This is a genomic window from Clostridium sp. CM041, from assembly GCF_055081035.1.
This window is the reverse complement of record NZ_CM143648.1, coordinates 3,318,308-3,342,873: the sequence shown is the minus strand read 5'-3', so window position 1 is coordinate 3,342,873 and position 24,566 is coordinate 3,318,308. Positions and strand designations below refer to the sequence as shown.

Genomic DNA, 24,566 nt, shown 5'->3' with positions numbered 1-24,566 from the left:
AAAAGAAGCACTCCTAATAATATTATTAGAAGTGCTTCTTTTTTATTTGTACATAAGTTCTAGTTCTTTTTGAACTTCATTATTTTCTATAAATTCATCATAAGTCATTTGTTTATCCATTATTCCCTTAGGTGTAATTTCTATTATTCTAGTTGCAACTGTTGCAACTAGTTGGGAGTCATGAGATGTAAGTAACATTGTTCCACTATAGCTAGTTAACCCATTGTTTAACGCCGTAATGGACTCTAGGTCTAAATGATTAGTGGGCTCATCAAAAATTAATACATTAGCATTACTAAGCATCATTTTAGAAAGCATGCATCTAACCTTTTCTCCACCGGACAATACGCTGGCTTTTTTAAGGGCCTCTTCTCCAGAGAAAAGCATTCTGCCTAAAAAGCCTCTAATAAAGCTTTCAGCCTTTTCATCTGAATATTGGCGAAGCCAATCAACTAAGGTGCAATCTACGCCATTAAAATATTCCGTGTTATCCTTTGGTAAGTAAGCCTTAGAAGTAGTAATTCCCCACTTAACCTCACCACTATCCGGCTCCATTTCACCCATTACTATCTTAAATAATGTAGTTTTAGCTATTTCATCTGCACCTGTAAAAGCAATCTTATCTCCCTTGTTAACTATAAAAGAAACATTATCAAGAAGTATTTCTCCATCCACAGTTTTACTTAGATTTTTAACTGTCAATAAATCATTTCCCGCTTCTCTTTCTGGCTTAAATCCAACAAATGGATATTTACGAGAAGATGGTTTTATATCATCTAAAGTCAATTTATCTAATTGCTTTTTACGAGAAGTAGCCTGTTTTGCTTTAGATGCATTAGAACTAAATCTAGCAATAAAGTTTTGTAATTCAACAATTTTTTCTTCTTTTTTCTTATTTTGATCTTTAGCCATTTGAAGAGCCAACTGACTAGATTCATACCAAAAATCATAGTTTCCAACAAATAATTGAATTTTGCTAAAGTCTATATCTGCAACATGAGTACATATTTTATTTAAAAAATGTCTATCATGGGAAACAACTATAACAGTACTATCAAAATTCAGTAGGAAACTTTCAAGCCAATTTTTAGATTTTACATCTAAATTGTTTGTAGGCTCATCTAGTAATAGAATGTCTGGTTTTCCAAATAGTGTTTGAGCAAGGAGTACCTTAACTTTTTCTGATCCTGTTAATTCCTTCATTGTTTTGTTTTGAAGGTCTTCAGTTATTCCAAGTCCCATCAATAGAGTTGAAGCTTCTGATTCAGCTTCCCATCCATTAAGTTCTGCAAATTCGCCTTCTAGTACTGCCGCTCTAATCCCGTCCTCATCAGTAAAATCTGGTTTTGCATATAAATCATCTTTTTCATTCATTATTTCAAACAATCTTACATGTCCCATCATTACAGTTTTGACAACTTCATATTCATCAAATTCAAAATGATCTTGCTTTAAGAATGCTAATCTTTCTCCTGCTGTAATATTAACTTCTCCTGTATTAGGTTCAATTTGACCTGATAATATATTAAGAAACGTTGATTTACCGGCACCGTTCGCACCAATTAATCCATAACAATTACCTGGAGTAAATTTTATATTAACATTATCAAATAATTTACGTGCACCATATCTTAAACTTACGTTATTTGTACTAATCATATCTTTATAAATACCTCCATACATTAAGTAATTTCATTCTAGTCAAAACTACTGACTCATTATACCATACGGAAAGAAACTAGGCCAATGAATTTCTTTCTTATCTAGTCTTATTAGACTTATTAGTGTTTGATGCTTTGCTATCAGATCTAAAATTATGTTCTATTGACTTTGCTTTAGGTGTGTTTTGTAAATCAATAATTGTTCCCATACGAATATCTTTAGGCAGAATTTCTATATTAAAATCTTTTTCATAGTTTTTAATTAGATCAAGTTCTCTCTCTTCTGTTATAGATAATGCAAAACCATGTTCACCCATTCTTGCCGTTCTACCTACCCTATGTAAATAATCCTTAGGATTCTCTGGTATATCAAGATTAAATATATGTGACACTCCTACTATATCAAGGCCTCTAGCTGCTAAATCAGAAGCAACTAATAGTTGAATTTTTCCTGCATTGAAATCCTCAATAGCTTTTTTTCTATTAAGTTTATCAGAGCTTCCATGAATACCCTCAACCTTTAATCCGTGATAACCAAGCTTTGAAGTTGTAATTTCTACCTCATCACTTTTGTTTATAAATATTATTGCTTTTTCAGGTTTAGTAGCACTTATGAGTTTTCTGAGTAGAACCAGTTTCTCTCTCTTTTCCACTACAAAATACATGTGCTCTATATTAGGATTTACCTGACTTTTATCACCCACTTTAATTACTTCTGGATCCTTCATCAAAGTTTTAGCAATCTCAACAACTTTAAGCGAAATCGTAGCTGAAAATATCATAATTTGTCTATCCCTAAGCGTAGTTTTTATTATGGCCTTTACCCCATCTATGTTATCTTCATCTATCATTCTATCGCCTTCATCTATTACTATAGTCTTAACGAAGTGTGATTTTAGTTTCTTCATAGTTATAAGTTCTAAAATTCTTCCTGCGGATCCAACTATTATATGTGGCTTTTCCTTAAGAGCTTCTAGCTGTCTTTTAATGTTAACATTACCTATTATGGTAGTTGATTTGATGTTGCTATTTGAGTTCTCTGATAGCAATTCTATTTGCTTATGTATTTGCATTGCAAGTTCATGAGTAGGTGCAAGTACAATCGCTTGAATATCTTTTGATGTTGTGTCTATTTTTTGAAATATAGGTAATAGGTAAGCCAGTGTTTTACCTGAACCTGTTTCTGATTCTCCTATAATATCCTTGCCCTCAAGTCCAATTGGTATAGCCTTTACTTGAATTTCTGTAGGGCTCTGTATCTCCTGTTTAATCAAACCTTCTATAAGGTTTTCTTGTAATCCTAGTTCATTAAATAATTTATTCATATTTTCTCCTTTTTTCTAAGAAATCTTATTGTTAGCGTATTTAAATATTGTTGCTTTTATAGCTAAATAATCTATTTCTTCTGGTAATGCTTCTTTGATAGGTCTAAGCTTTGAAGCTCCAATTTTTTCTATAACTTCAATAATAAGTGCTTCCTGATGTTTTGGAATAAAATCATCTAAATTAACATCAAAACCCTCATAAGCACATTTAAATATATGTTCTTGTACTGTGAGGCTTTTTAATTTTCTCTCGTAAATTATGTCCTCTATGCTTTTACCCTCTTTATACATATTATAAGTAATAACATAGCTAGGGATCTTCCCTTCATTTTCGCAAGCTTTTTCTACCGCACATTCAGTTTGAACCTTCTCATCATTTTCATTATATAGTATTTCTGCCTTTAGTTCTATATTGTTTTCCTGCATATATTTTTTTATAACCTGAATGAATTCCTCACCATACTTCTTAAGCTTAGATTCTCCTACCCCTTTAATGTTTAGCATTTCTTTATTATTTACTGGGAAATATTCGCTCATCTCTCTTAACGCGCTATCTGCAAACACAATATAAGGTGGAACTTTTTCCCGCTCTGAAATTTCTTTTCGAAGGGACCTCAATATTTCAAATAAACCAGTATCGCGAGCTACCTTGGCTTTCTTTTTCTCAACCTTTTGATACACTTTTTCTTCATTTTTAAGTACTGCCACTGCTTTATCTTTTAAATGAACCACTGGAAATTGACCATCTGCAAGCGAAAGATATTCTTCTGCCGTAAGCACATTTATTAGGTCTCTTATCTCTTTAACAGTATATTGCTTTATTATCCCATAGGTAGATAACTTATCAAATCCAAGTTCCAAAACTTTTTTATTCTTTGAGCCACGAAGCACTTCTGCAATTAATGAAGTACCATACCTCTCCTTCATCCTAAAGATGCAAGAAAATATTTTTTGTGCCTCTATAGTTATATCTACCAGTTCACTTTCATCATTGCATGTACTGCAATTGTCACATTTATCTTGAACATTTTCTTCACCAAAATATTCCAAAATAAACTGTCGTAAACATCTTGAAGTATGTGAATAATCCACCATAGCTTGAAGTTTCTTATATTCATTTACCTTCCTTTGAGGTGATACGACACTTTGTTCTATAAAAAATTTTTGAAGTAACACATCTGCTGCAGAAAATAACAGTATACATTCGCTAGGCTCTCCATCTCTGCCTCCACGTCCCGCTTCTTGATAATAAGATTCCATACTCTTTGGCAAATTATAATGAATTACATATCGAACATTTGATTTATCTATTCCCATTCCAAAAGCATTTGTAGCTATAATAATGTTGATATCGTCATATAAAAACTTTTCTTGGTTTTGTTTTCGCTCCTCATCTCCTAGCCCCGCATGGTATCTTCCAACACTATATCCCTTTTTATTCAAAAGCTCATAGAGATTATTCGTTTCCTTCCTTGTAGAAGTGTATATTATCCCTACCTGGTCTTTATTGTCTTGAATGTATTCTAATACAAAATCTCTTTTGTTTTCTCCACGAATAACAGTAAAGCTCAAATTTTCTCTATTAAAACCAGTTACATAAACATCTGGCTCTCTTAATTTTAATAACTTTATAACGTCTAACCTTACTTCCTCTGTTGCAGTAGCCGTAAATGCTGCTATAATTGGTCTTTCTTGCAATTTTTCTATTAAACTAGAAATTGCTGCATAACTGGGTCTAAAATCATGTCCCCATTGAGATACACAATGAGCTTCATCCACTGCTAAAAGCGATATTGTTAATCTATTTAACATATTGCAGAAGAAGTCTGATTCTAACCTTTCTGGGGCAACATAAAGAAGCTTAAACTCCCCACGCGCTACCTTATCAATTCTTTCATTAACTTCATTAATACTTAATGAGCTATTTATATATGTTGCAGCTATCCCTATACTATTCAATGTATCTACTTGATCCTTCATAAGCGATATAAGTGGTGATATTACGAGTGTTACTCCTTTTAGCATTAGAGCAGGTATCTGGTAACACACCGATTTCCCTGCACCAGTAGGCATTACAGCAAAGGTATCTTTTCCGCTTATTATACTCTCTATTACATTTTCTTGTCCTTTTCTAAAATTATCATATCCATAATACTTTTTTAATTTTTCTTGTGCTTCACGCAACATATATTTCTTCCTCTCATACGTAATAATTTCTTACAATAGTATAACATTATTTTAAAAAATTTGTACCTTTATGGCGACGAACTTTGTATTTGTTTTAATCAAAACATCTATTATTATCTATTTTCGTCAACTTTATGATATTTAAAACATATTAAACATTTGATTTTCATTATTTAATGACATTTCATAAATAAATAAATAAATAAATAAACAAATCGCTATCAAGTTTATAGTTTTTATAATTTTTACTCATTAACTACTGGACATTTTCAAATTATTAATCTACTATTAATTAATAAGATTCTATTAATTAACATAAAAATATATAGGAGGTTTTTAATTATGGCAACTGCACATTCCTTTGACATAGTATCAGATGTCGATATGCAAGAAGTAGATAATGCAATAAACCAAGCATTGAAAGAAATTAAACAAAGATATGATTTTAGAAATACTATTACTGAAATTAACCTAGGAAAAGAAGATATTAAAATAATATCTGATGATGATTTTAAATTAAAATCAGTTATAGACGTTCTTGTAAGTAAGTTAATTAAAAGAGGTATATCTGGAAAAGCATTAGATCTAGGTAAACAAGAACCTGCTACATTAGGTTCTGCAAGGCAAACAGCCAAAATTGTAAAAGGTATTTCTACTGAAAAATCGAAAAAAATAATTGCTGAAATTAAATCCAGCAAAATTAAAGTTCAAGCTCAAATTATGGATAATCAGCTAAGGGTTACCGGTAAGGACCTTGACGATCTACAGCAAGTAATGGCTTTAATAAAATCGAAAGATTTTGATATTCCCCTACAATTCACTAATTATAGATAGTTACATTTTTAAAGGTTAGTACCCACTGTACTAACCTTTTTTATTTACTATTATGATTTACACCAATTACAAGCCATTATGTATATTGTAATAATTAAAATCTTATGTATATTGTATAAGATATTATAATAATGTTTAAAATGACAGACCATTTATATTTTTTTTGCATAATACGTAAAAGTTTGTTAATTTTTATTATTTTTCTTAAATATTTTCATAAACCTATTGACGTTTTATGTTATTTTTGCTACAATTTAATTATAAATAAGTCGAAAGATGTTTGAGGAGGAAATTAAATGAAATCAACAGGTATTGTAAGAAAAGTGGACGAACTTGGAAGAATTGTTATTCCCATAGAATTGAGAAGAACTTTGAATATAGATATCAAGGACGCTTTAGAAATCTATGTAGATGGTGATCAAATTATTCTTAAAAAATATGAGCCAGCTTGTATTTTCTGTCAAAATGCAAGAGACGTTGTAAACTACAAAGGTAAAAATATTTGTAAAGACTGTCTTGCTGAGTTAGGTTCAGGTAAATAATTCAAGATAGTTTTTTATTAAATAAAATAGGTCATACGAGCCTAATAAAAAAAGATATCCTTTAAAAGGATATCTTTTTTTATGTCTTCAATCTAAATTCGCTACAGCACTTTGAGCAAGTTATAATAATTTTACCCTTTCCCCTTGGTAATCTTAATTTTTGTTCACATTTAGGACAGCTAGTTATTATATACTTCTTTTTTTCCTTTAATCTCTCTATAGGTTTATAATTTTTAATTTTAATATTAATTAGTTTAATATTTTGTTTTAAATTATTGATTTTGCGATAAAAATGTCTTTCTATATTTTCAAAAACAAATTTTTCATTATTTCTACCATGTACATTAGTTGACCTACTTCTCCAAATTGAATATATAATAAGTGCTGTTCCTAAAATTAATGAATACCTAGCTACTAACAAAAATATTCCTACCAATAAGGTTGCTGTTGAAAATCTATCCCAGCCATAAACTTCCCTAGAAGATTTAACAAACATTTATACTATCCCCCCTATCATTTTCTGAAGTAGATAACTTATTAAGTGTTATCTACTTTAACATGTGTAAGCAGTAAACTAAATATAATAATTTTAATTTAGCACTTTCAGCATTGTTATTCTTATATTATATTCTAGCACTATAAATGCTATATTATTATTAATTTTCTGTAAAAACACCAAAAAAAACCTTTTAAGCTCCCGTCACTTTTACTTATTTAATTAATAGTATGGGAAATCGTCAACTTATAGAGATAACTAACCTATAGAGCGAATACGATATAAGAAAAATATAAAACTAGTTAGAGTTAAGATTTTACAATATCATTGATAAAGCACTAAATGAAAATGTGAATTTTATTATATTTTGTCGAATATATTTATCTATTTTCATTTTTAATCAGTTTACATTAAACTTTTAAAAATCCCATTGACTATATGTGTAATACATGTTAATCTTATAGTAAGAAATAAGTCGAAATATACCGTTTATATATAGGAAACTTATTTTGATATAATCCCTTTAAAATTAAATACCCCAACTATAAAAAGGAAAATATTTTATGTAGATGTATCTGTAGCGGTTATTATTAAATTAGTTTCCTTTTTTATCCCCCCCCCATAGTATCCTATAAATAGACTTTAATTGTTTGTATATAAAAAACTTGAGCGAATGCTCAAGTTTTTTTATTTTATTAGATAATGTTATTTTTATAATTCTTTATTCCCAAAACTCACAAATCTCTTTTTTAGCATGAGTGCTATTATTTATTATATGATAATTATCCCATTCATTTGGGAAAAGTCGTCTATACCTTTGGTTGAGGAATCTATCATCTATTAATAGCGCGATCCCACTATCTTCCTCTGTTCTAATTACCCTTCCCGCTGCCTGTAGTACTTTATTCATACCTGGGTACATATAAGAATATTCATAGCCACAATTGCTTTTATTATTAAAGTATTCTTTAATAATTTCCCGTTCAAAGCAAATCATAGGATGACCTACACCGATGATTATAACACCAATTAATGCATCACCTTTTAAATCAATACCTTCAGAAAATATACCACCTAAAACTCCAAAACCTAAAATATTCTCACCACTCGAACTACTAAAGTTTTGCAAAAATTCTTCCCTGGCATCTTCAGTCATAGAATTAGTTTGGATACTTACTTTAATATGTGGATGCTTTTGCGTAAAACTATTACACACTTCCTCCATATATTTATATGAAGGAAAAAACACCATATAATTTCCATTCTTAGCACTTATTACAGAATGTATGTACTCTACTATCTTTAGGTAACTATTTTCTCTATATTTATATTTAGTAGAAATGTCCTTAGCTACCATTACCCTAAGCCTACTTTTGTCAAAAGGAGAATTCAGCGTTAAATGGTAATCCTTACTTTCTCCACCCAAAATCTCTTTAAAGTATACTAATGGTAGTAGCGTTGCAGAGAAGTATATCACTGATTGCCCTCTTTTTGACGCCTCTCTTAAAAGCTTAGATGGATCCAAGCAAAACATTTTTAATACTACGTCATCTAACCCACTTTCTACATAGGTTATATATTTTTCATCATAAAGTTCAGCTACCCGAATAAAACTCAAAGAATTAAAATACAATTCTAAAAAACTATCATATGTTTCAGATTTTTCATTTTTCGTGAGCCATTTTTCTAATATTTTAGTAAGCCTCGTAAGGAGGTTATATATATCCACTGGTTCAGAATTTTGTTTGTAATATCCATCTTCATTACACATTTTCTTCATGCTGTTGATAAGAGCATTTAACTTATTCAAAACTTTGTACATTTGATCGTCAAGACCTTTTATATCTTTTTTCAATTGCATAATCAATTTTTTACTAATTTGCGCTGAAAACATTTCTCTAGCTCTATCCACTAAGTTATGAGCCTCATCAACCAAAAAAGTATATTCCCCACCGTTATCAGTAAAGAATCTTTTTAAGTAAACCCTAGGATCAAATACATAATTATAATCGCATATAACGCTGTCAGCCCACACAGTTAAATCCAATGAAAACTCAAATGGACATACGTTATATTTATTTGAGTATATCTCAATTATTTCTCTGCTAAATGTATTTTCATTTTTCAGAATATCAAGTAGCGCTTCATTAACTCTATCAAAATGTCCTTTTGCAAATTTACATTGCTGCGGATTACATGCACTACCTTTACTAAGACATACTTTATCCTTCGCTGTTAGTGTAATCGTCTTAAATTTAAGTCCATTTGATTTCATTTTATCAAAAGCATCCTCTGCAACCCGTCTTGTTATAGTTTTGGCTGTTAGGTAAAAGATCTTTGTGGTATGCCCTTCTCCCATAGCTTTAACCACCGGAAACAAAGTAGATATAGTTTTACCTATTCCTGTGGGGGCTTGCACAAACATTTTCTTTTTCTCTACTACTGTTTTATATACGCAGACAGCTAGTTCCCTTTGACCGTCCCTATAATTTTCAAACGGAAACAACAACTCTTTTATAGAACTATCTCTTTCCTTATTCCACTCACTAGCAATATTTGCCCATACAAAATAGCTAGAAATAATTTCATCAAAAAATTCTTGTAATTTTTCAATTGAAAAAGCTTTGATAAATTGCTTAGTTTTTTGCGTATCTATTTCATAATAGGTTAATTGAACATTAATAAGCCCAAGATTATTTTGAATCCCATATATATATGCATAGCATTTGGCTTGAGCCCAGTGAAGACTATTATAATCCTCCTTAATAAGTTCTATATCTTTAGCAACTGTTTTGATTTCATCTATGGTAACTTTATTATTTTTGATTAGAATACCATCAGCACGACCCTCAATTATAATCGAGGCCCCATTATATAGTATGCTGTGTTTTAAACTTACCTCAGGGTGATATTCTTCTCCAAGTAATACCGAATACTTTTCTTTATTTTCACTTTGAATTTTTTGATGTGCTTTGGTTCCCTCTACAGCTCTGCTACTCCCCATAAATCTCATATCTAAATCGCCAGCCCTTAGTACAAACTCTACTAAGTTACGCACAGATATTTTTATATCTCTATCTTTATCCACAGACTATACCTTCTTTATTAAATAAACTTATCACTCATAAATTTTCAATAACATTTCAGAAACAAAATCACCCACTTGTATAAGCGGGTGATTATTTAATTGTTTTTCTGCTGCTCTATTTTCTCAACTAATTCATTTAAATATGTCCATCGCACCATTAGCTGTTCAGCTTCAACTTCAATATTTTTTTGCTGCTTAACTAGTTTCTGCAAATATTCAAAATCACTACTTCCATCATTGATTTTTTTATTAATATCCACAAGTTCTGCTTCCTTTTGCTCAATTTTACCGTCGATTTCATCAAATTCTTTCTGCTCTTTAAATGTAATTTTCAAAAGTTTATCTTCTTTAATTCTCTCATCTTTACTGCTTGCAACCTCTTCATTTACATCTTTTTTGTCTTCTTTATCTACTTCTAGTAAATTCGGATTTTTTTCTATATATTCTTTATACTCAGAATAATTACCTACAAATTGAATTATCTTTTCATTTCCTTCAAAACTGAATATTTTGTCAGAGACTCTATCTAAAAAGTATCTATCATGAGATACAGTTATAACCACACCACTAAACCCATCTAAATAATCTTCAAGTACTGCTAAAGTTTGAATATCGAAGTCATTAGTTGGCTCATCTAAAAATAGTACATTTGGAGCTTCCATAAGAATCCTTAATAAATATAGTCTTCGTTTTTCTCCACCGGATAAACTAGAAATAAATGAATGCTTAGTAGTTCCATCAAATAAGAATCTCTCAAGCATTTGAGAAGCTGTAACCTGTTCTCCATCGCCTGTAGTTATATATTCTGCACCTTCGCGAATGTACTCTATAGCACGTAGCTTTTCGTTCATCTCACCATTTTCTTGATGGAAAAAGCCAATTTTCAATGTTTCTCCCCAATCTATTACCCCTGAATCTGGGCTTAATACTCCACTTAAAATATTCATAAGTGTAGATTTCCCCATACCATTAGGCCCTATAATACCTACTTTATCTCTCCTAGTAAAAGTATGACTAAAATCACTAATTAATTTCTTTTCACCATATGCTTTATAAATATGTTCTATATTCATAATCTTTTTACCGAGTCTAGTCGATGCTGAGGATAATTCTAACTTTTCGTTTGTTACATCAACTTTTCCATCGCGAAGCTCACCAAAACGGTCAATTCTTGCCTTTTGCTTAGTACTTCTAGCTTTAGCCCCACGTCTTATCCAAGCTAGTTCCTTTTTAAATAAACTCTCTCTTTTTTTCTCTATCGTTTCCATTAAAGCCATTCTTTCAACTTTCTTTTCCAAAAACACACTATAATTCCCTTGATAACTATATAGATTACCCTTATCAAGCTCAATAATTTTATTTGTTATTCTATCTAAAAAATACCTATCATGAGTAATCATAAGTAGTGCACCTTTTCTACTATTTAAAAATTTCTCAAGCCAATCTATTATTTTATTGTCCATATGATTTGTAGGCTCATCCAAAATTAATAAATCTGAGGGCGTAATTAGAGCACTACACAAAGCCACTCTTTTTCTTTGACCACCTGAAAGGTTACCTATTCGCTGCTTAAAATTTGTTATTCCAAGCTTTGTAAGTATTATTTTAGCTTCATTTTGAACTTCCCATCCGTTACATGCGTCCATCTTAGTGTTAAGGTTCATTAAAGTATTTTGAACGGACTCATCTTCTGGATTTTCCTCCATTTTCTCCATAGCTACTTCATATTCTCTTATAACGTGCATAACATCAGTGTCACTTTTAAAAATTTGCTCAAGCACTGTAGCTTCTGGGTCAAATTTAGGATTTTGAGATAAGTATTCTATATTCACTTTGTTTCCCTTTAAAATTCTTCCCTCATCAGGAACTTCAAAGCCAGCTATTATTTTTAGAAAAGTTGATTTCCCTGTACCATTAACTCCTATTAATCCAATTTTATCGCCATCACTTATACCTAATGACACTTTATTAATGAGTATTTTTTCACTATAACTTTTACTCATTTCTTCTATTGTTAATAAATTCATATACATACCATCCTTTTCATGTTCTAACATTAGGGGCATGAGATTAAATGTCCCTACACTTCAATTATACCCAAATAAGCACCCGAGTGATAGTGTAAATTCATCTTCGACAAATTTTTCATTATCTCTAGGGTGTATTCCCTGAAAAATATACAGTTTTTTTACATATATTAATTAACTATTATTAACTTCTGATCCATACTTTCATTACAATAAATAACAACAAACTCATGACTAATGCAGCTCCCATAACTATTGGCATCAATATCTGAAATTGTGCTATAACAATGGCTACAATGTCCTTCCAGCCTACACCTTCATCACAATTCATATCCCTATCCTTTATTCTTTCTATTTCTATTTCTCTTTCCTGTCTCATATATTACCCCCTTACTCTGTAAATTCAATATACTATCCTTTTATGCTACCAATCATTACCTTACAGCAAGTGGCAAGCTACAAAATGTTTACCGCCTACATCTTTATACTGTGGACATTCATTTTTGCATCTTTCCACAGCATATTGACATCGGGTATGAAATTTACAGCCAGAGGGTGGATTTGCCGGACTTGGTATATCTCCCTTAAGAATAATTCTTTCTCTCTTTAGTGTTGGATCTGGTAGAGGCACTGCCGATAACAATGCCTTTGTATATGGATGAAGAGGATTATTGTACAATTCATTTTTTGATGCTAATTCCACCAAAGATCCTAGGTACATAACCCCTATTCTATGACTAATATGTTTTACTACACTTAAATCATGCGAAATAAATAAATATGAAAACCCCATTTTTTCTTGAAGATCACACATTAAATTAACTATTTGAGATTGAATGGACACATCTAGTGCTGATACAGGTTCATCAGCAACTATAAATTCAGGATTTAATATAAGAGCTCTTGCTATTCCTATTCTCTGCCTTTGCCCACCTGAAAATTCATGTGGGTATCTTCTTATGTGATAAGGTGCAAGCCCACAAATCTCAAGCACCTCTTGAACTCTACCAGCAATTTCGCTTTTAGGCAATAACTCATGATCTATTAGCGATTCTCCAACTATTTGCCCTATAGTAAGTCTTGGATTAAGAGAACTATATGGATCTTGAAAAATTATTTGCATTTTAGGTCTCATCTTTCTTAAATCTTTTTTCGATAAATCAAATACATTTTGATTTTTAAAATAAACATTGCCTTCTGTTTTGTTTATAAGCCTTAACATAGTTCTACCAACTGTAGTTTTCCCACATCCTGATTCACCCACTAGGCCCAAGGTTTCACCTTTATTTATATATAGAGATACCCCATCTACAGCTTTAACATAACCTACAGTCTTTTTAAGTATTCCACCCTGAATAGGAAAATATGTTTTTAAATTCTCTACTCTAACTATTTCATCACACACTTACTTCCCCTCCTTACACTCCATGCATTGCTCAGTAGTACAAAGCAGTTATTAGTTCTTTTGCTAATCATATAAAAAGCAGGCTACCTTATGTCCTTTCCTTATCTCGTAAGTAGGTGGTTGCTTCTTTCTACAAATATCCATAGCTTTCGGGCATCTTGCACAAAAATAACATTCTTCTGGCATATTAATTGGGTTTGGAACCTGTCCGGGTATTGAGTATAATCTATCTACATCTTTATCCAGTGAAGGTTTAGATTTCATTAATCCTTCAGTATATGGATGCATTGGATTTTCAAATAACTCAATTACGGGTGCTTCTTCAATAACCTTACCAGCATACATTACTACTACATATTCTGCCATTTCAGCAATTACTCCAAGATCATGGGTGATTAACATTATTGAAGTATTAAGTTTTTTCTTTAAATCTTTCATAATATCCAGTATTTGCGCTTGAATTGTTACATCTAATGCAGTAGTTGGCTCATCTGCTATTAAGAGCTTTGGATTACAAGACACGGCCATTGCAATCATTGCCCTTTGGCGCATACCACCACTAAGCTCATGAGGATAACACTTCACTATGTCCTCAGCTCTTGGCACTCCAACTAGCTTTAACATTTCTACCGCTTTTTCCCTAGCCTGGGCTTTATTTAATTTTTGGTGGAGCATTATTACTTCTTCTATTTGATACCCTATAGTGAATATAGGATTTAATGAAGTCATAGGCTCTTGAAATATTACCGCTATGTCATTGCCCCTTATTTTTCTTATTTCATCGCCTTTAAGTTCTAAAATATTTTTATCTTCAAACAGAATTTCACCACCAACTATTTTTCCGGGTGGTGACGGAATTAATCTCATTATTGACATTGCCGTAACGCTTTTACCACAACCCGATTCTCCAACTACACCTATTATTTCACCTTTTCTAATATTAAAACTAACATCATCAACAGCTTTCACAATTCCATCTTCGGTGTAAAAATACGTTTTCAAATTTTTTATCTCTACTAAATTCTTACTCATAGCACCCCTCCTAAACTTTTAGTTTTGGATCGATGGCATCGCGAAGTCCATCTCCAAATAAATTTATACCCATTACCGTTAAGAAAATGCATATGCCAGGAGGCGCCCAAATCCAAGGTTTGAATTGTAATATATATGCATTATTAACTGCCTGGACCATTTGACCCCAAGACGGCGTAGGGGGAGTAACTCCAAGTCCTAGAAAACTTAATGCTGATTCCGTTAGAATTGCACCACCTATACCTAAAGTAGCTGAAACTATAATAGACGCATAGGTATTTGGTAGTAGATGACTAAATATTTTTCTTCTATCCTTAAGTCCTAAAGCTTCTGCTGCCTGCATAAATTCCTGTTCCCTAAGGGATAGTATTTGTCCTCGAACAATACGGCAAAGACTTGGCCATCCAAGTAATCCTATAATAAACATAACTACGTACATCCTATACTGTGGGGCAACTTTTAAATCTGACATTACAGCTGCCAGCATTATTAGTAGTGGCAAACTTGGAAAGCATAAGAATATATCAACTATCCTCATTATTACACTATCCACTGTTCCACCATAAAAGCCTGCTATTCCTCCTAACATACTTCCAATTAGTACTTCAACAAATACAGCGAGCACTCCTACTGACAGAGATATTCTGCCTCCATACATCACTCTTACTAAAACATCTCTTCCCACATCATCAGTACCCAAAAGATGTTTAAAAGAAGGTGAAGATGATACATTGTATAAATCTATAGTTTCCATTTTATAAGGTGATATTAATGGACCAATTAATGCCATAATCACCATAAACAATAGTATATACATTCCAAATATAGCTAGTTTATTCTTTTTTAACCGTTTTCTTATTATCTTCCAAGGGCTTAAAATTTCTTCTTTTTTAATTTGCTTCACTTTTGGTTTTACTTCTGCTTGCATTTTAACACCTCCTATTTAAGCCTTATTCTCGGATCAACTACGGCATAAGTAACATCTGCAATTAAATTCCCAACCAAAGTTAACACTGCAAATAAGATATTTATTCCCATGAGCAGTGGATAATCACGTCCACTTACTGCAGCAATTTCTATAGGTCCTATGCCAGGCCACCCAAAAATGCTTTCTGTAATAAACGCTCCAGAAAATAATAAAGGAAGCCAAAATCCCAGTAAAGTAATAACAGGAATCATTCCATTTCTAAGAGCATGTTTATATATAACCACTTTTTCTTTAAGTCCTTTAGCTCTAGCTGTTCTTATATAATCCTGCCTTATTACCTCTAGCATACTTGATCTTGTGTATCTCATAAGACCTGCTACACTACTTAAAGTAAGTACAATTAGCGGTAGTATCATATGACGAGCTACATCTAAACCATAGGAAATGCCTGCTACTGTACTTCCAGCCGTGCTCATTCCAGAAACCGGAAGTATTTTAAGGTCTACAGCAAAAACTTTTATAAGAAGCATACCAAAAAAGAAGGAGGGCATAGAAATACCTATCAGGGCAAACACGGTGAAAAAACCATCAAATTTTGAGTACTGCTTAGTTGCAGAAACTACTCCGATTGGAATTGAGATTAATACACTTAGTATTAATGAGAGTATAGCTAGGTAAAATGTATTCCAAATATATGTGTTCATAACCTTTCCTACTGGCTGTTTAAAGTTAGTAGATTCGCCAAAATCCCCATGAAGTACTCCTCCAGCCCATCTAAGATACTGCTTATACGCCGGTAGATCTAGTCCCATTTGCTGTCTTAATTCTTGTTTTCTTTCTGGTGTTAAATGTGGGTCCATTTTACCTGTTAATGCATCACCTGGTGCCAACTGTAATATTAAAAATATTACTATAGATACCCCTATTAAAACTGGTATCATTTGCAGTAATCTTCTAGTTATATACTGCCTCATGACAATCCTCCTTTATAAACTATGCTTGGTAACCCCAAGCATAGTAAAATATAATTAAAGCATCATTTACCTATTTAGCTTTAGGTTCAATTAATTCTGCATCTGCAATTTGATAAGTAAAATTAACATATGGAGAGATGTTTATGCCTTTAACTCTTGAACTTACAGCCCACATCATTTTACATTGATCTAACAAAACATATGGAGCTTCCTCTGTGAAAAGTTTTAACCACTTTTGATATAATACCTTTCTTTCTTTTACATCCGTAGTATTACGAGCATCTGCCATTAATTTTTCACTTTCTTTATTTACCCAATTTCCTGGATTGAATCCACCGAGCTCTGCTTGCTTTTCTGAGAATAATCCTGATGGATCTGGATCAATACTTAAAGTCCAAGACATATTATACATATCAAATTTTTGTTCATCAAAAACCTTTGTACACAAAGTGTTAAATTCCATTAATTCAGGAATAACATCTATTCCTATAGCCTTCCAATTCTCCTTTACTATTGGAATTAACAATTCTACGTATTTACTTCCTTGATAAGTCATCCAATGGATTTGAAACTTTTTACCATCCTTATATCTAAAGCCATCTTCCTTTTTAATCCAACCAGATTCTTCTAATAATTTATTTGCTTTTTCAGGATTATATTCATACTTCTTTATATCATCAGTATATGCCCAAGAGACTTGCGATACTGGTGAATTACAAACATCAGCGTAACCTTTATATCTAGCATCTATAAATCCTTTTCTATTTAAACCATAGGTAAGTGCTTGACGTACTCTCTTATCTTTTAATTTTTCATTTTTAAGGTTTAAACCTATAAATCCATATCCATTATCTGGAAAAAGTTGCATATCTAAGAATCCTGCACTTTTAAGCATTTGGATATTTTCTGGTTCAGCTGTAATTCTATCGATATCTACTTCACCAGCGGAAAGTGATTGAATATTGGTTTGAGCATTAGTAACTTTTAATATTAACTTATTAATCTTAGGCGCACCCTTCCAATAATCAGGGTTTTTCTCAAAATCAGCTTCTTGACCTGCTTTATATGCTTTAAATATATATGGACCACTGCCCATCGGTTTTAAGAATGTTTTTTTTAATTTATCTATATTACCTTTTTCAAATGCATAATAACTCTTGCACATAATCCCATAAATAAAATCAGAACTTAGAGCTGGTGCTTTAACATCTGTTAATGTAAATGAAATTGTATTGTCATCTATAACCTTTATGCCTTTAACAGTTTTAGCATCACCTTTATTGTATTCCTTATACCCAACCAATTTATCTACAGCGTCTGTTCTGGGTCCATCATACTTTGGGTCACAAATAGCTGTATAAGTAAATTCCACGTCCTTTGCAGTTAATTCTTCTCCATTGCTAAATTTAATGCCTTTGTTTAAATGGAAGGTATAGGTTTTGCTATCCTTTGAAATCTCCCATTTCTTAGCTACTTTTTCTACAGGATTTCCTTTCGCATCATTTGTCAATAACCCTTCAAAAACTAATTGAGCAATATAACCATCATCTACTGAACTTTCATATATGGGATTAAATTTTCCTTCTGGTGCTGTAAATCCAACAATTAAAGTATCTTTTCTGTTTTTTGCTGTTTGTGGCACTTTTTCTGGATTTACAGCCGCTATAACTTCTGATCCTTTTAAATCCTTCGCTGCCCTCCCAACATCACTTTTACCACAACCCGATAATACTAGAGCCATTGACATTGCTAAACTTAAACATCCAGCAATTCTTCTTTTCATTGTTTTCCCCCCTTTTTTTATAAACAATTTCATATAACTTAATAATTGTTGTTAATATAACAGTCTTTAATTTCGCTATCAATATAATTATATGTTTCATGAGCATTTTAATATTACACTTTATCAACTTAAAGTCATTATAATAAAAAATAGACTCACAATTATTTTAAAAATTGTGAGCCTTTTGTAAATATATTTCTCGTCCATTAAAAAAATCGCCTTTCGGCGACATTTAAATAATTTTTATTTTTTATGTGAAGCTAAAAGTGGATTATTAATTTTCTTTTGTTTAGCTAAACTAATTTGGTATTCTATCAACTTATTTTGTGAATCGATTATTTTGTACTTATAAGATTGAAGCTTAAATCTCATTTCTTTATTTTCTGTTTTTGTTCTTCTATTTTCTTCGATACAACTTTTACTAGTCACTTGCATCACATCTAATTGTTGTTGCATCTCTATATTTTCTTGCTCTAATGTTTTTACATATTCAGTTTTTTCTGTGTTTTTACACTTGTTAAGTAATTCTTGATTATAGTCTTCCAAATGATTTAACTGTTTTTTTAAACCTTCTAATTGCTCATTCAATTCATTATCATGTTTTTCTAAAGATTCACCCTTACTCAAAAGTTCCTTGCAAAGTGACTTACTTTTAAACATATCATCACCTAAATTTAAAGCTGTTAAAATTGCCGCTGAGGAAGTACTAAGCTTTTCATTATTACCCATTATATTTTTTATTTTTTTATCAACATAACTAGCTACCATATGTAAATATTCTTCTCTTTCATCACCTTTTAAATTATATTCAACACCGTTTATCTTTATTGTTACAACGTTCATCTAAAACACCCTCTTAGACAGATTAGTTAAACTTATTGTACCACAATATAACTTTTAATAAAACCAATTTTTTGAAATTATGCATACAATTAATACAATATTCATTTGTTTTTTGAGATTGCATGAAGTGATAAAACCCCCTTATTACTAAGGGAGTTTTAGTTTACTTTCATTATCTAAGCTGCGCACCTAATTTATGCTCTAGAGATCTTAATATCTTTTCATGCACCTTGTTTACTTCTTCATCTGTTAATGTCTTGTCCGAGCGTCTATATACTATAGCATAGGCTATACTTTTCTTTCCTTCTGCTATTTGTTTCCCCTTATACACGTCAAATAATTTTACACTTTCTAAAATATTACCACCTTGCTTTACAATTATATCATCAATGTCTTGAACTAGAACCCTCTCATCAACTATAAGTGCAATATCCCTTGTTACAGCTGGAAACTTTGGAAGTGCTTTGTATTTCTTATTTAAGTCAGCATATTTATATAATATATCTAAGTTTAATTCTGCTATATAACATCTTGGCTGCACTTCATAGTTCTCCGAAACACTCGGATGAATTTCTCCAACCACACCTATAAATTCTCTCTTTACATATAGGTTTGATGTTTTTCCTGGGTGATAAGTTGGATTTTCACTTTCTCTTTTAAATGATGTATTTTTCATTCCCAAAATATCTAATACATTTTCCACTACACCTTTTAAATCCAGATAATCAGCATTTCCATACATTCCTATAGTTAATATATTTCTTTCCTCTGGAAGCTTATCTGCATCTTCATTTGGTATATACACCTTACCTATTTCGAATAACCTAGCTTCTTCATTATTCCTTGAATAATTCCTTGATAAACATTCCATCATAGATGCTATAGTTGTAGTTCTCATTATACTATAATCTTCTCCTAAAGGATTTTTTATAGTAACTACTTTTCTTAACTCACTATCTTCTGGAACTAAAATTTTATTAAATATTTTAGGACTTACAAAAGAATAACTTATGGATTGATTAAGTGCACTACCAATTAAAGAAAGCACTACTTTATCTTCTAATTTTTGCTTTTCACTTTTCCCACTTTTTGAAGTTTTACAATTAGGAATAGTAGATGGTATGTTATCATAACCATACATTCTAGCTATTTCCTCTGCGACGTCTTCTCTAATGTTAATATCAGACCTAAACGTAGGTACATGTATAACTAAAAAATCCCCAGTTATTTCTGTAGCAAGTTCTAACCTATCAAGGTATATTTTCATATTTGGCATAGATATATTAGTTCCTAAAAATTTATTAATCCAATTTGCATCTACTTCTAAAGTATGAGATTTAATTTTACTCGGATATACCTCAGTGCATCCGTCCATTATTTCACCCGCACCTAATTCTTCTATTAAATGACAAGCTCTATCCATTGCCATTTCAGCCATATTAGGATCTAAATCTTTTTCAAATTTAGAAGATGCATCGGTTCTTAAAGATAATTTCTTAGAAGCGAGTCTTATATTAACCCCATTAAAGTTTGCACTCTCAAGTATTATGCTTGTGCTGTCTTCTTTAATTTCTGAATTTAAGCCTCCCATAATGCCTGCAATTGCTATTGTTCTATCTCCATCTTTAATAGTTAAAATACTTTCATCTAAATCTCTTTCTATCTCATCTAAGGTAATAAATTTTTCTCCGTTACCCGCTCTTTCTATCACTATACCATTAGTCGTAATTTGCCTAGCATCAAATGCATGCATAGGTTGACCAAGCTCTACCATTACAAAGTTTGTAATATCCACTATATTATTTATAGGTCTAATTTCCGCTTCTATAAGTCTTTCCTGCATCCATTGTGGAGAAGGCTCAATTTTTACATTTTTTATGCCCTTTAACATATATCTTCTGCAAAGTTCATCATTAATATGAACCTTATAAATGTCTTCCACATTATCCTTGCAGGTAGCTTTATAATCAAGCGCTGGTTTTCTATACTGCGTGCCTAAAGTTGCAGCCGTTTCTCTAGCTATTCCTAGAATACTTAAGCAATCTGCTCTGTTTGAAGTTATTTCAAAATCTATTAGTACACTTTGAAGATTTAATACTTCTTTTATGTCTTTTCCAATGATGGTATCGCTTGGAAGTATCATTAGTCCATCAACTGGTTCATCAACTGCAATTCCAAGTTCTTCCTCAGAGCAGAACATACCATTTGAAACTATTCCACGGAGTTTACCTTTTTTTATTTTTAGTCCTCCATGTAACGTTGATCCGTGAAGTGCTACTGGTACTATATCCTGTTCTTTCATATTAGTAGCTGCTGTAACGATTTGAGTCGGTTCGTCTAATCCTATATTTACTTGACATATAACTAATTTCTCAGCATCCGGATGTCTTTCTATTTTTATTATTTTCCCTGTAACAACCTTCTCAATTTCAGCACCTGATATAATAACCTCTTCTACTTTTGAACCAGACATGGTTAACTTATCTCCAAGCACCTTTGGTGAAATATCTATATCTACATAATCTTTAAGCCATTTAACTGGAACTTTCATTTTATATCCTCCTAGAATTTGTATAGTATTAAATCATCTTCTGCGAAGCTGCATTATTATTTATATTTTAGAATTGTTTTAAAAATCTCATATCACTTTCATAAAGTGCTCTAATATCATCTATTCCGTATTTTAACATTGTAATTCTATCAAGTCCAAACCCGAAAGCAAATCCGCTATAAACTTCTGGATCAATCCCACAATTTCTTAAAACGTCCGGATGAACCATGCCACAACCTAAAAGTTCTATCCAGCCGCTACCGCCGCAAACCTTGCACCCTTTACCATTGCACACAAAACAAGTGGCATCCATCTCAGCTGATGGCTCTGTAAAAGGAAAATGATGTGGTCTAAACTTTGTTTCCATTTCGTCTCCGAACATTTTTTGCGTAAATAATTCTAGCGTCCCTTTTAAATCGGCAAAGGTAATTCCCTTATCTACTATAAGCCCTTCAATTTGATAAAATATTGGTGAATGAGTAGCATCCGCTGCATCGGATCTATAAACTTTACCCGGCGCTATCATTTTTATAGGCGGTTTCTGAAGTTCCATAGTTCTTATTTGTATTGGTGAAGTTTGGGTTCTTAAAACTATATTATCATTTATGTAAAAAGTATCTTGTTCACCTCTTGCCGGATGATTTTTAGGTATGTTTAATGCCTCAAAGTTATAATAATCTCTTTCTACCTCAGGGCCCTCTTCAATAACAAATCCCATAGATAAAAATATTTCATTAACTTTTTCAAGTGTTAACTCTAACGGATGTCTTTTGCCTACTGTTTGTTTTTTCCCCGGCATTGATATATCTATAACTTCACTTTTTAGTTTCATTTCTTTTTCATTGTTTTTTAATGTATCTGAGGCTTTATCTATAAGTGTCTCTATATCCTCTCTTACTTTATTTGCTAATTTTCCAACAATTGGTCTTTCTTCATTTGATAACTGTCCCATGCCTCTTAATATTTGCGTCAATTCACCTTTTTTGCCTAAATATTTAACCCTGATATTTTCTAATTCTGTTTTAATAGCAGCTCCTTTTAATTCTTCTAAAACTGCAGCTTTTATCGTTTCTAACTTTTCTTTCATAATGAATGCTCCTCTCATATTTTGATAATTCTTTATAAAACAAAAAAAACCATCCCCAATAAAGGGACGGAAAATCCGCGTTACCACCCTAATTGACTAAAAACAGTCCTCTTAGATAAATTTATCGGTTTTACCCGCTATCGGCTACTTTTTTTTCACCATTAGAACTCTGGAGTGAACTTGGATATAAAAATTTCTTAATGAAGCTCTCAGTCTAAGGCTTCTTATCCCTGTAAGTATCTTTATATTTACTTTCTCCGTCACAGTTTATTATTAATTTATGGAAGTATACAAAATATTATAACCACAACTACAATAAAATTCAACTATGAATTTAAAAATCATATATTATTTTTCTGTCTTACGACTTCATACATCATAATTGATGCAGCTACAGCTGCATTTAAAGATTCTGCACCACCAGGCATGGGAATTTTAATTTTCAAATCACATATCTCATAAACTTCGGCGCTTATTCCATTTCCTTCATTTCCAACTGATATAATAACTTTCTCTCTAAGATCTACATTATAGAAGTTTTTATCAGTATCCAACGAACTAGTAACTAGCTTAAATCCAGCGCTCCTAAGCTTTTGCACCACCGATAGATCACTATCGCAAATAACGGGTATTTTAAAAATAGAACCCATTGTGGATCTTAAAGTTTTTTCATTATAGATATCTACAGTTCCTTTTGTAATTATAACTCCTAGTGCTCCCGCCGCATGAGCTGTTCTAATTATAGTTCCCATATTACCTGGATCTTGTATTTTATCAGCTAACATATAGAAGCCATGATCATATTTAATCTCTACCGGTTTATTTCTAACTGTAGCAATAATACCTTGCGGATTATCCGTATCGCAAATACTTTTGAATAAACTGTCACTAACACTATAAACTTTAGTATTCTTCTGTAGCTTGTTTTTCATACAAGAGTTTTCATATTTTGAATCTCCTCTAGCACTTATAAAAATGTGCACCACTTCAAAACCAGAATCCAAAGCTTCTTCTACAAATCTGAAACCTTCAACTAAAAACATATTACTGTCTTTTCTATATTTCTTTTCTTTTAACTTTTTTATATCTTTAATCAATAAATTATCCTTACTTTGAATATGTTCCAAACTGAATGCTCCTTATTTAACTAGATTTTCCAACTTATTTAATTCTTCAATATTACCTATTGCAACAATAATATCACCTGGTTCAACAATATTATCAGCTGCTGGAGCAACATCAATATCATTGTTTCTTTTTATAGCCATTACATTTATACCATATTGAGCTCTTATATTTAATTCTCCCAGGGTTTTATTATGCCATTCTTCAGGACTAATAACTTCAGCTATACTATAATCAGGAGATAATTCAATATAATCTAATATATTTGATGATACTAAATTATGAGCAACGCGTACACCCATATCTCTTTCTGGAAAAACTACTCTGTCTGCACCTATTTTATATAATACTTTAGCATGCAGGGCATTAGTCGCTTTTGTTATCACATATTTTACTCCTAATTCTTTAACTAAGAGTGTTGCCAAAATGCTAGATTGGATATTAGAACCTATACTAATGACTGCACAATCAAAATTACGAATTCCAAGAGCCCTTAAGCTATTTTCATCATTCGCATCAGCTTGAACTGCATGAGTTACATTATCCGAAATATTTTGAACTACATCTTCATCAAAATCAACTGCTAATACATCATTTCCCAAAGAATATAATGTTTCAGCAACGGATTCTCCAAATCTTCCGAGACCTATAACAATAAACTGTTTTTTAATCATTAAC

Annotated in this window: 19 protein-coding genes and 1 other annotated feature; of the genes, 2 read left to right on the top strand and 17 right to left on the bottom strand. The window is 31.7% G+C overall.

From position 1 onward, the window contains the following. Positions 1-42: 42 nt before the first annotated feature. From ACWJJT_RS15770 to recQ, 3 genes are all read right to left on the bottom strand, one after another. Positions 43-1,659: an ABC-F family ATP-binding cassette domain-containing protein gene (locus ACWJJT_RS15770; RefSeq protein ID WP_462955368.1), complete on the bottom strand. Its 1,617-nt coding sequence runs from the start codon at positions 1,657-1,659 to the stop codon at positions 43-45. Positions 1,660-1,759: 100 nt separating this feature from the next. After that, complete coding sequence (locus tag ACWJJT_RS15765) at positions 1,760-2,986, bottom strand: DEAD/DEAH box helicase (RefSeq protein WP_462955367.1); 1,227 nt, start codon at positions 2,984-2,986, stop codon at positions 1,760-1,762. Positions 2,987-3,001: 15 nt separating this feature from the next. Then, positions 3,002-5,173 (bottom strand): DNA helicase RecQ, encoded by a 2,172-nt coding sequence (gene recQ / locus ACWJJT_RS15760; RefSeq protein ID WP_462955366.1) that lies wholly within the window; start codon positions 5,171-5,173, stop codon positions 3,002-3,004. A gap of 342 nt (positions 5,174-5,515) precedes the next feature. Here recQ and ACWJJT_RS15755 point away from each other — a divergent pair, with 342 nt between their 5' ends. Further along, positions 5,516-6,007, top strand: coding sequence for a YajQ family cyclic di-GMP-binding protein (locus ACWJJT_RS15755; RefSeq protein WP_462955365.1), 492 nt, complete (start codon positions 5,516-5,518; stop codon positions 6,005-6,007). 296 nt (positions 6,008-6,303) lie between these two features. Continuing rightward, positions 6,304-6,549, top strand: a complete 246-nt coding sequence (locus ACWJJT_RS15750; RefSeq protein ID WP_462955364.1) for an AbrB/MazE/SpoVT family DNA-binding domain-containing protein — start codon at positions 6,304-6,306, stop codon at positions 6,547-6,549. Positions 6,550-6,628: 79 nt separating this feature from the next. On the opposite strand, the gene ACWJJT_RS15745 is transcribed toward ACWJJT_RS15750, so the two are convergent. The 14 genes from ACWJJT_RS15745 to ACWJJT_RS15680 form a co-directional block, all read right to left on the bottom strand. Then, positions 6,629-7,045: a hypothetical protein gene (locus ACWJJT_RS15745; protein ID WP_462955363.1), complete on the bottom strand. Its 417-nt coding sequence runs from the start codon at positions 7,043-7,045 to the stop codon at positions 6,629-6,631. A gap of 721 nt (positions 7,046-7,766) precedes the next feature. After that, positions 7,767-10,133, bottom strand: a complete 2,367-nt coding sequence (locus tag ACWJJT_RS15740) for an ATP-dependent DNA helicase (protein ID WP_462955362.1) — start codon at positions 10,131-10,133, stop codon at positions 7,767-7,769. 95 nt (positions 10,134-10,228) lie between these two features. Beyond that, positions 10,229-12,160, bottom strand: coding sequence for an ABC-F family ATP-binding cassette domain-containing protein (locus tag ACWJJT_RS15735; RefSeq protein WP_462955361.1), 1,932 nt, complete (start codon positions 12,158-12,160; stop codon positions 10,229-10,231). 184 nt (positions 12,161-12,344) lie between these two features. Then, positions 12,345-12,539, bottom strand: a complete 195-nt coding sequence (locus ACWJJT_RS15730) for a hypothetical protein (RefSeq protein WP_462955360.1) — start codon at positions 12,537-12,539, stop codon at positions 12,345-12,347. Positions 12,540-12,599: 60 nt separating this feature from the next. Next, positions 12,600-13,565 (bottom strand): ABC transporter ATP-binding protein, encoded by a 966-nt coding sequence (locus tag ACWJJT_RS15725; RefSeq protein ID WP_462955359.1) that lies wholly within the window; start codon positions 13,563-13,565, stop codon positions 12,600-12,602. 63 nt (positions 13,566-13,628) lie between these two features. Next, positions 13,629-14,597, bottom strand: coding sequence for an ABC transporter ATP-binding protein (locus tag ACWJJT_RS15720; RefSeq protein WP_462955358.1), 969 nt, complete (start codon positions 14,595-14,597; stop codon positions 13,629-13,631). 10 nt (positions 14,598-14,607) lie between these two features. Then, positions 14,608-15,525: an oligopeptide ABC transporter permease gene (gene opp4C / locus ACWJJT_RS15715; RefSeq protein WP_462955357.1), complete on the bottom strand. Its 918-nt coding sequence runs from the start codon at positions 15,523-15,525 to the stop codon at positions 14,608-14,610. 11 nt (positions 15,526-15,536) lie between these two features. After that, positions 15,537-16,499 (bottom strand): ABC transporter permease, encoded by a 963-nt coding sequence (locus tag ACWJJT_RS15710; protein WP_216303263.1) that lies wholly within the window; start codon positions 16,497-16,499, stop codon positions 15,537-15,539. Positions 16,500-16,569: 70 nt separating this feature from the next. Further along, on the bottom strand, positions 16,570-18,282 hold the full coding sequence (locus ACWJJT_RS15705) for an ABC transporter substrate-binding protein (RefSeq protein ID WP_462955356.1): 1,713 nt from the start codon (positions 18,280-18,282) through the stop codon (positions 16,570-16,572). A 243-nt stretch (positions 18,283-18,525) separates the two neighbouring features. After that, positions 18,526-19,125 (bottom strand): cell division protein ZapA, encoded by a 600-nt coding sequence (locus ACWJJT_RS15700; protein ID WP_462955355.1) that lies wholly within the window; start codon positions 19,123-19,125, stop codon positions 18,526-18,528. Positions 19,126-19,297: 172 nt separating this feature from the next. Further along, complete coding sequence (gene pheT / locus ACWJJT_RS15695) at positions 19,298-21,676, bottom strand: phenylalanine--tRNA ligase subunit beta (protein ID WP_462955354.1); 2,379 nt, start codon at positions 21,674-21,676, stop codon at positions 19,298-19,300. A gap of 67 nt (positions 21,677-21,743) precedes the next feature. Continuing rightward, a complete protein-coding gene (pheS, locus tag ACWJJT_RS15690; RefSeq protein WP_165414233.1) occupies positions 21,744-22,763 on the bottom strand; it encodes a phenylalanine--tRNA ligase subunit alpha in 1,020 nt (339 codons plus the stop codon). Between the two features lie 59 nt (positions 22,764-22,822). Next, positions 22,823-23,036 (bottom strand) — a binding site (T-box leader). A 68-nt stretch (positions 23,037-23,104) separates the two neighbouring features. Beyond that, positions 23,105-23,890 carry a TrmH family RNA methyltransferase gene (locus tag ACWJJT_RS15685; RefSeq protein ID WP_462955353.1) on the bottom strand — a complete coding sequence of 262 codons (786 nt, stop codon included), beginning with the start codon at positions 23,888-23,890 and terminating at the stop codon, positions 23,105-23,107. Between the two features lie 12 nt (positions 23,891-23,902). Continuing rightward, on the bottom strand, positions 23,903-24,562 hold the full coding sequence (locus ACWJJT_RS15680; RefSeq protein WP_462955352.1) for a potassium channel family protein: 660 nt from the start codon (positions 24,560-24,562) through the stop codon (positions 23,903-23,905). Between the last annotated feature and the right edge of the window lie 4 nt (positions 24,563-24,566).

Excerpts from the sequence above, each read along its gene's own strand:
- ACWJJT_RS15770 (WP_462955368.1), bottom strand. The coding sequence starts at position 1,659 with ATGATTAGTACAAATAACGTAAGTTTAAGATATGGTGCACGTAAATTA.
- ACWJJT_RS15765 (WP_462955367.1), bottom strand. The coding sequence starts at position 2,986 with ATGAATAAATTATTTAATGAACTAGGATTACAAGAAAACCTTATAGAA.
- recQ (WP_462955366.1), bottom strand. The coding sequence starts at position 5,173 with ATGTTGCGTGAAGCACAAGAAAAATTAAAAAAGTATTATGGATATGAT.
- ACWJJT_RS15755 (WP_462955365.1), top strand. The coding sequence starts at position 5,516 with ATGGCAACTGCACATTCCTTTGACATAGTATCAGATGTCGATATGCAA.
- ACWJJT_RS15750 (WP_462955364.1), top strand. The coding sequence starts at position 6,304 with ATGAAATCAACAGGTATTGTAAGAAAAGTGGACGAACTTGGAAGAATT.
- ACWJJT_RS15745 (WP_462955363.1), bottom strand. The coding sequence starts at position 7,045 with ATGTTTGTTAAATCTTCTAGGGAAGTTTATGGCTGGGATAGATTTTCA.
- ACWJJT_RS15735 (WP_462955361.1), bottom strand. The coding sequence starts at position 12,160 with ATGAATTTATTAACAATAGAAGAAATGAGTAAAAGTTATAGTGAAAAA.
- ACWJJT_RS15730 (WP_462955360.1), bottom strand. The coding sequence starts at position 12,539 with ATGAGACAGGAAAGAGAAATAGAAATAGAAAGAATAAAGGATAGGGAT.
- ACWJJT_RS15720 (WP_462955358.1), bottom strand. The coding sequence starts at position 14,597 with ATGAGTAAGAATTTAGTAGAGATAAAAAATTTGAAAACGTATTTTTAC.
- opp4C (WP_462955357.1), bottom strand. The coding sequence starts at position 15,525 with ATGCAAGCAGAAGTAAAACCAAAAGTGAAGCAAATTAAAAAAGAAGAA.
- ACWJJT_RS15710 (WP_216303263.1), bottom strand. The coding sequence starts at position 16,499 with ATGAGGCAGTATATAACTAGAAGATTACTGCAAATGATACCAGTTTTA.
- ACWJJT_RS15705 (WP_462955356.1), bottom strand. The coding sequence starts at position 18,282 with ATGAAAAGAAGAATTGCTGGATGTTTAAGTTTAGCAATGTCAATGGCT.
- ACWJJT_RS15700 (WP_462955355.1), bottom strand. The coding sequence starts at position 19,125 with ATGAACGTTGTAACAATAAAGATAAACGGTGTTGAATATAATTTAAAA.
- pheT (WP_462955354.1), bottom strand. The coding sequence starts at position 21,676 with ATGAAAGTTCCAGTTAAATGGCTTAAAGATTATGTAGATATAGATATT.
- pheS (WP_165414233.1), bottom strand. The coding sequence starts at position 22,763 with ATGAAAGAAAAGTTAGAAACGATAAAAGCTGCAGTTTTAGAAGAATTA.
- ACWJJT_RS15680 (WP_462955352.1), bottom strand. The coding sequence starts at position 24,562 with ATGATTAAAAAACAGTTTATTGTTATAGGTCTCGGAAGATTTGGAGAA.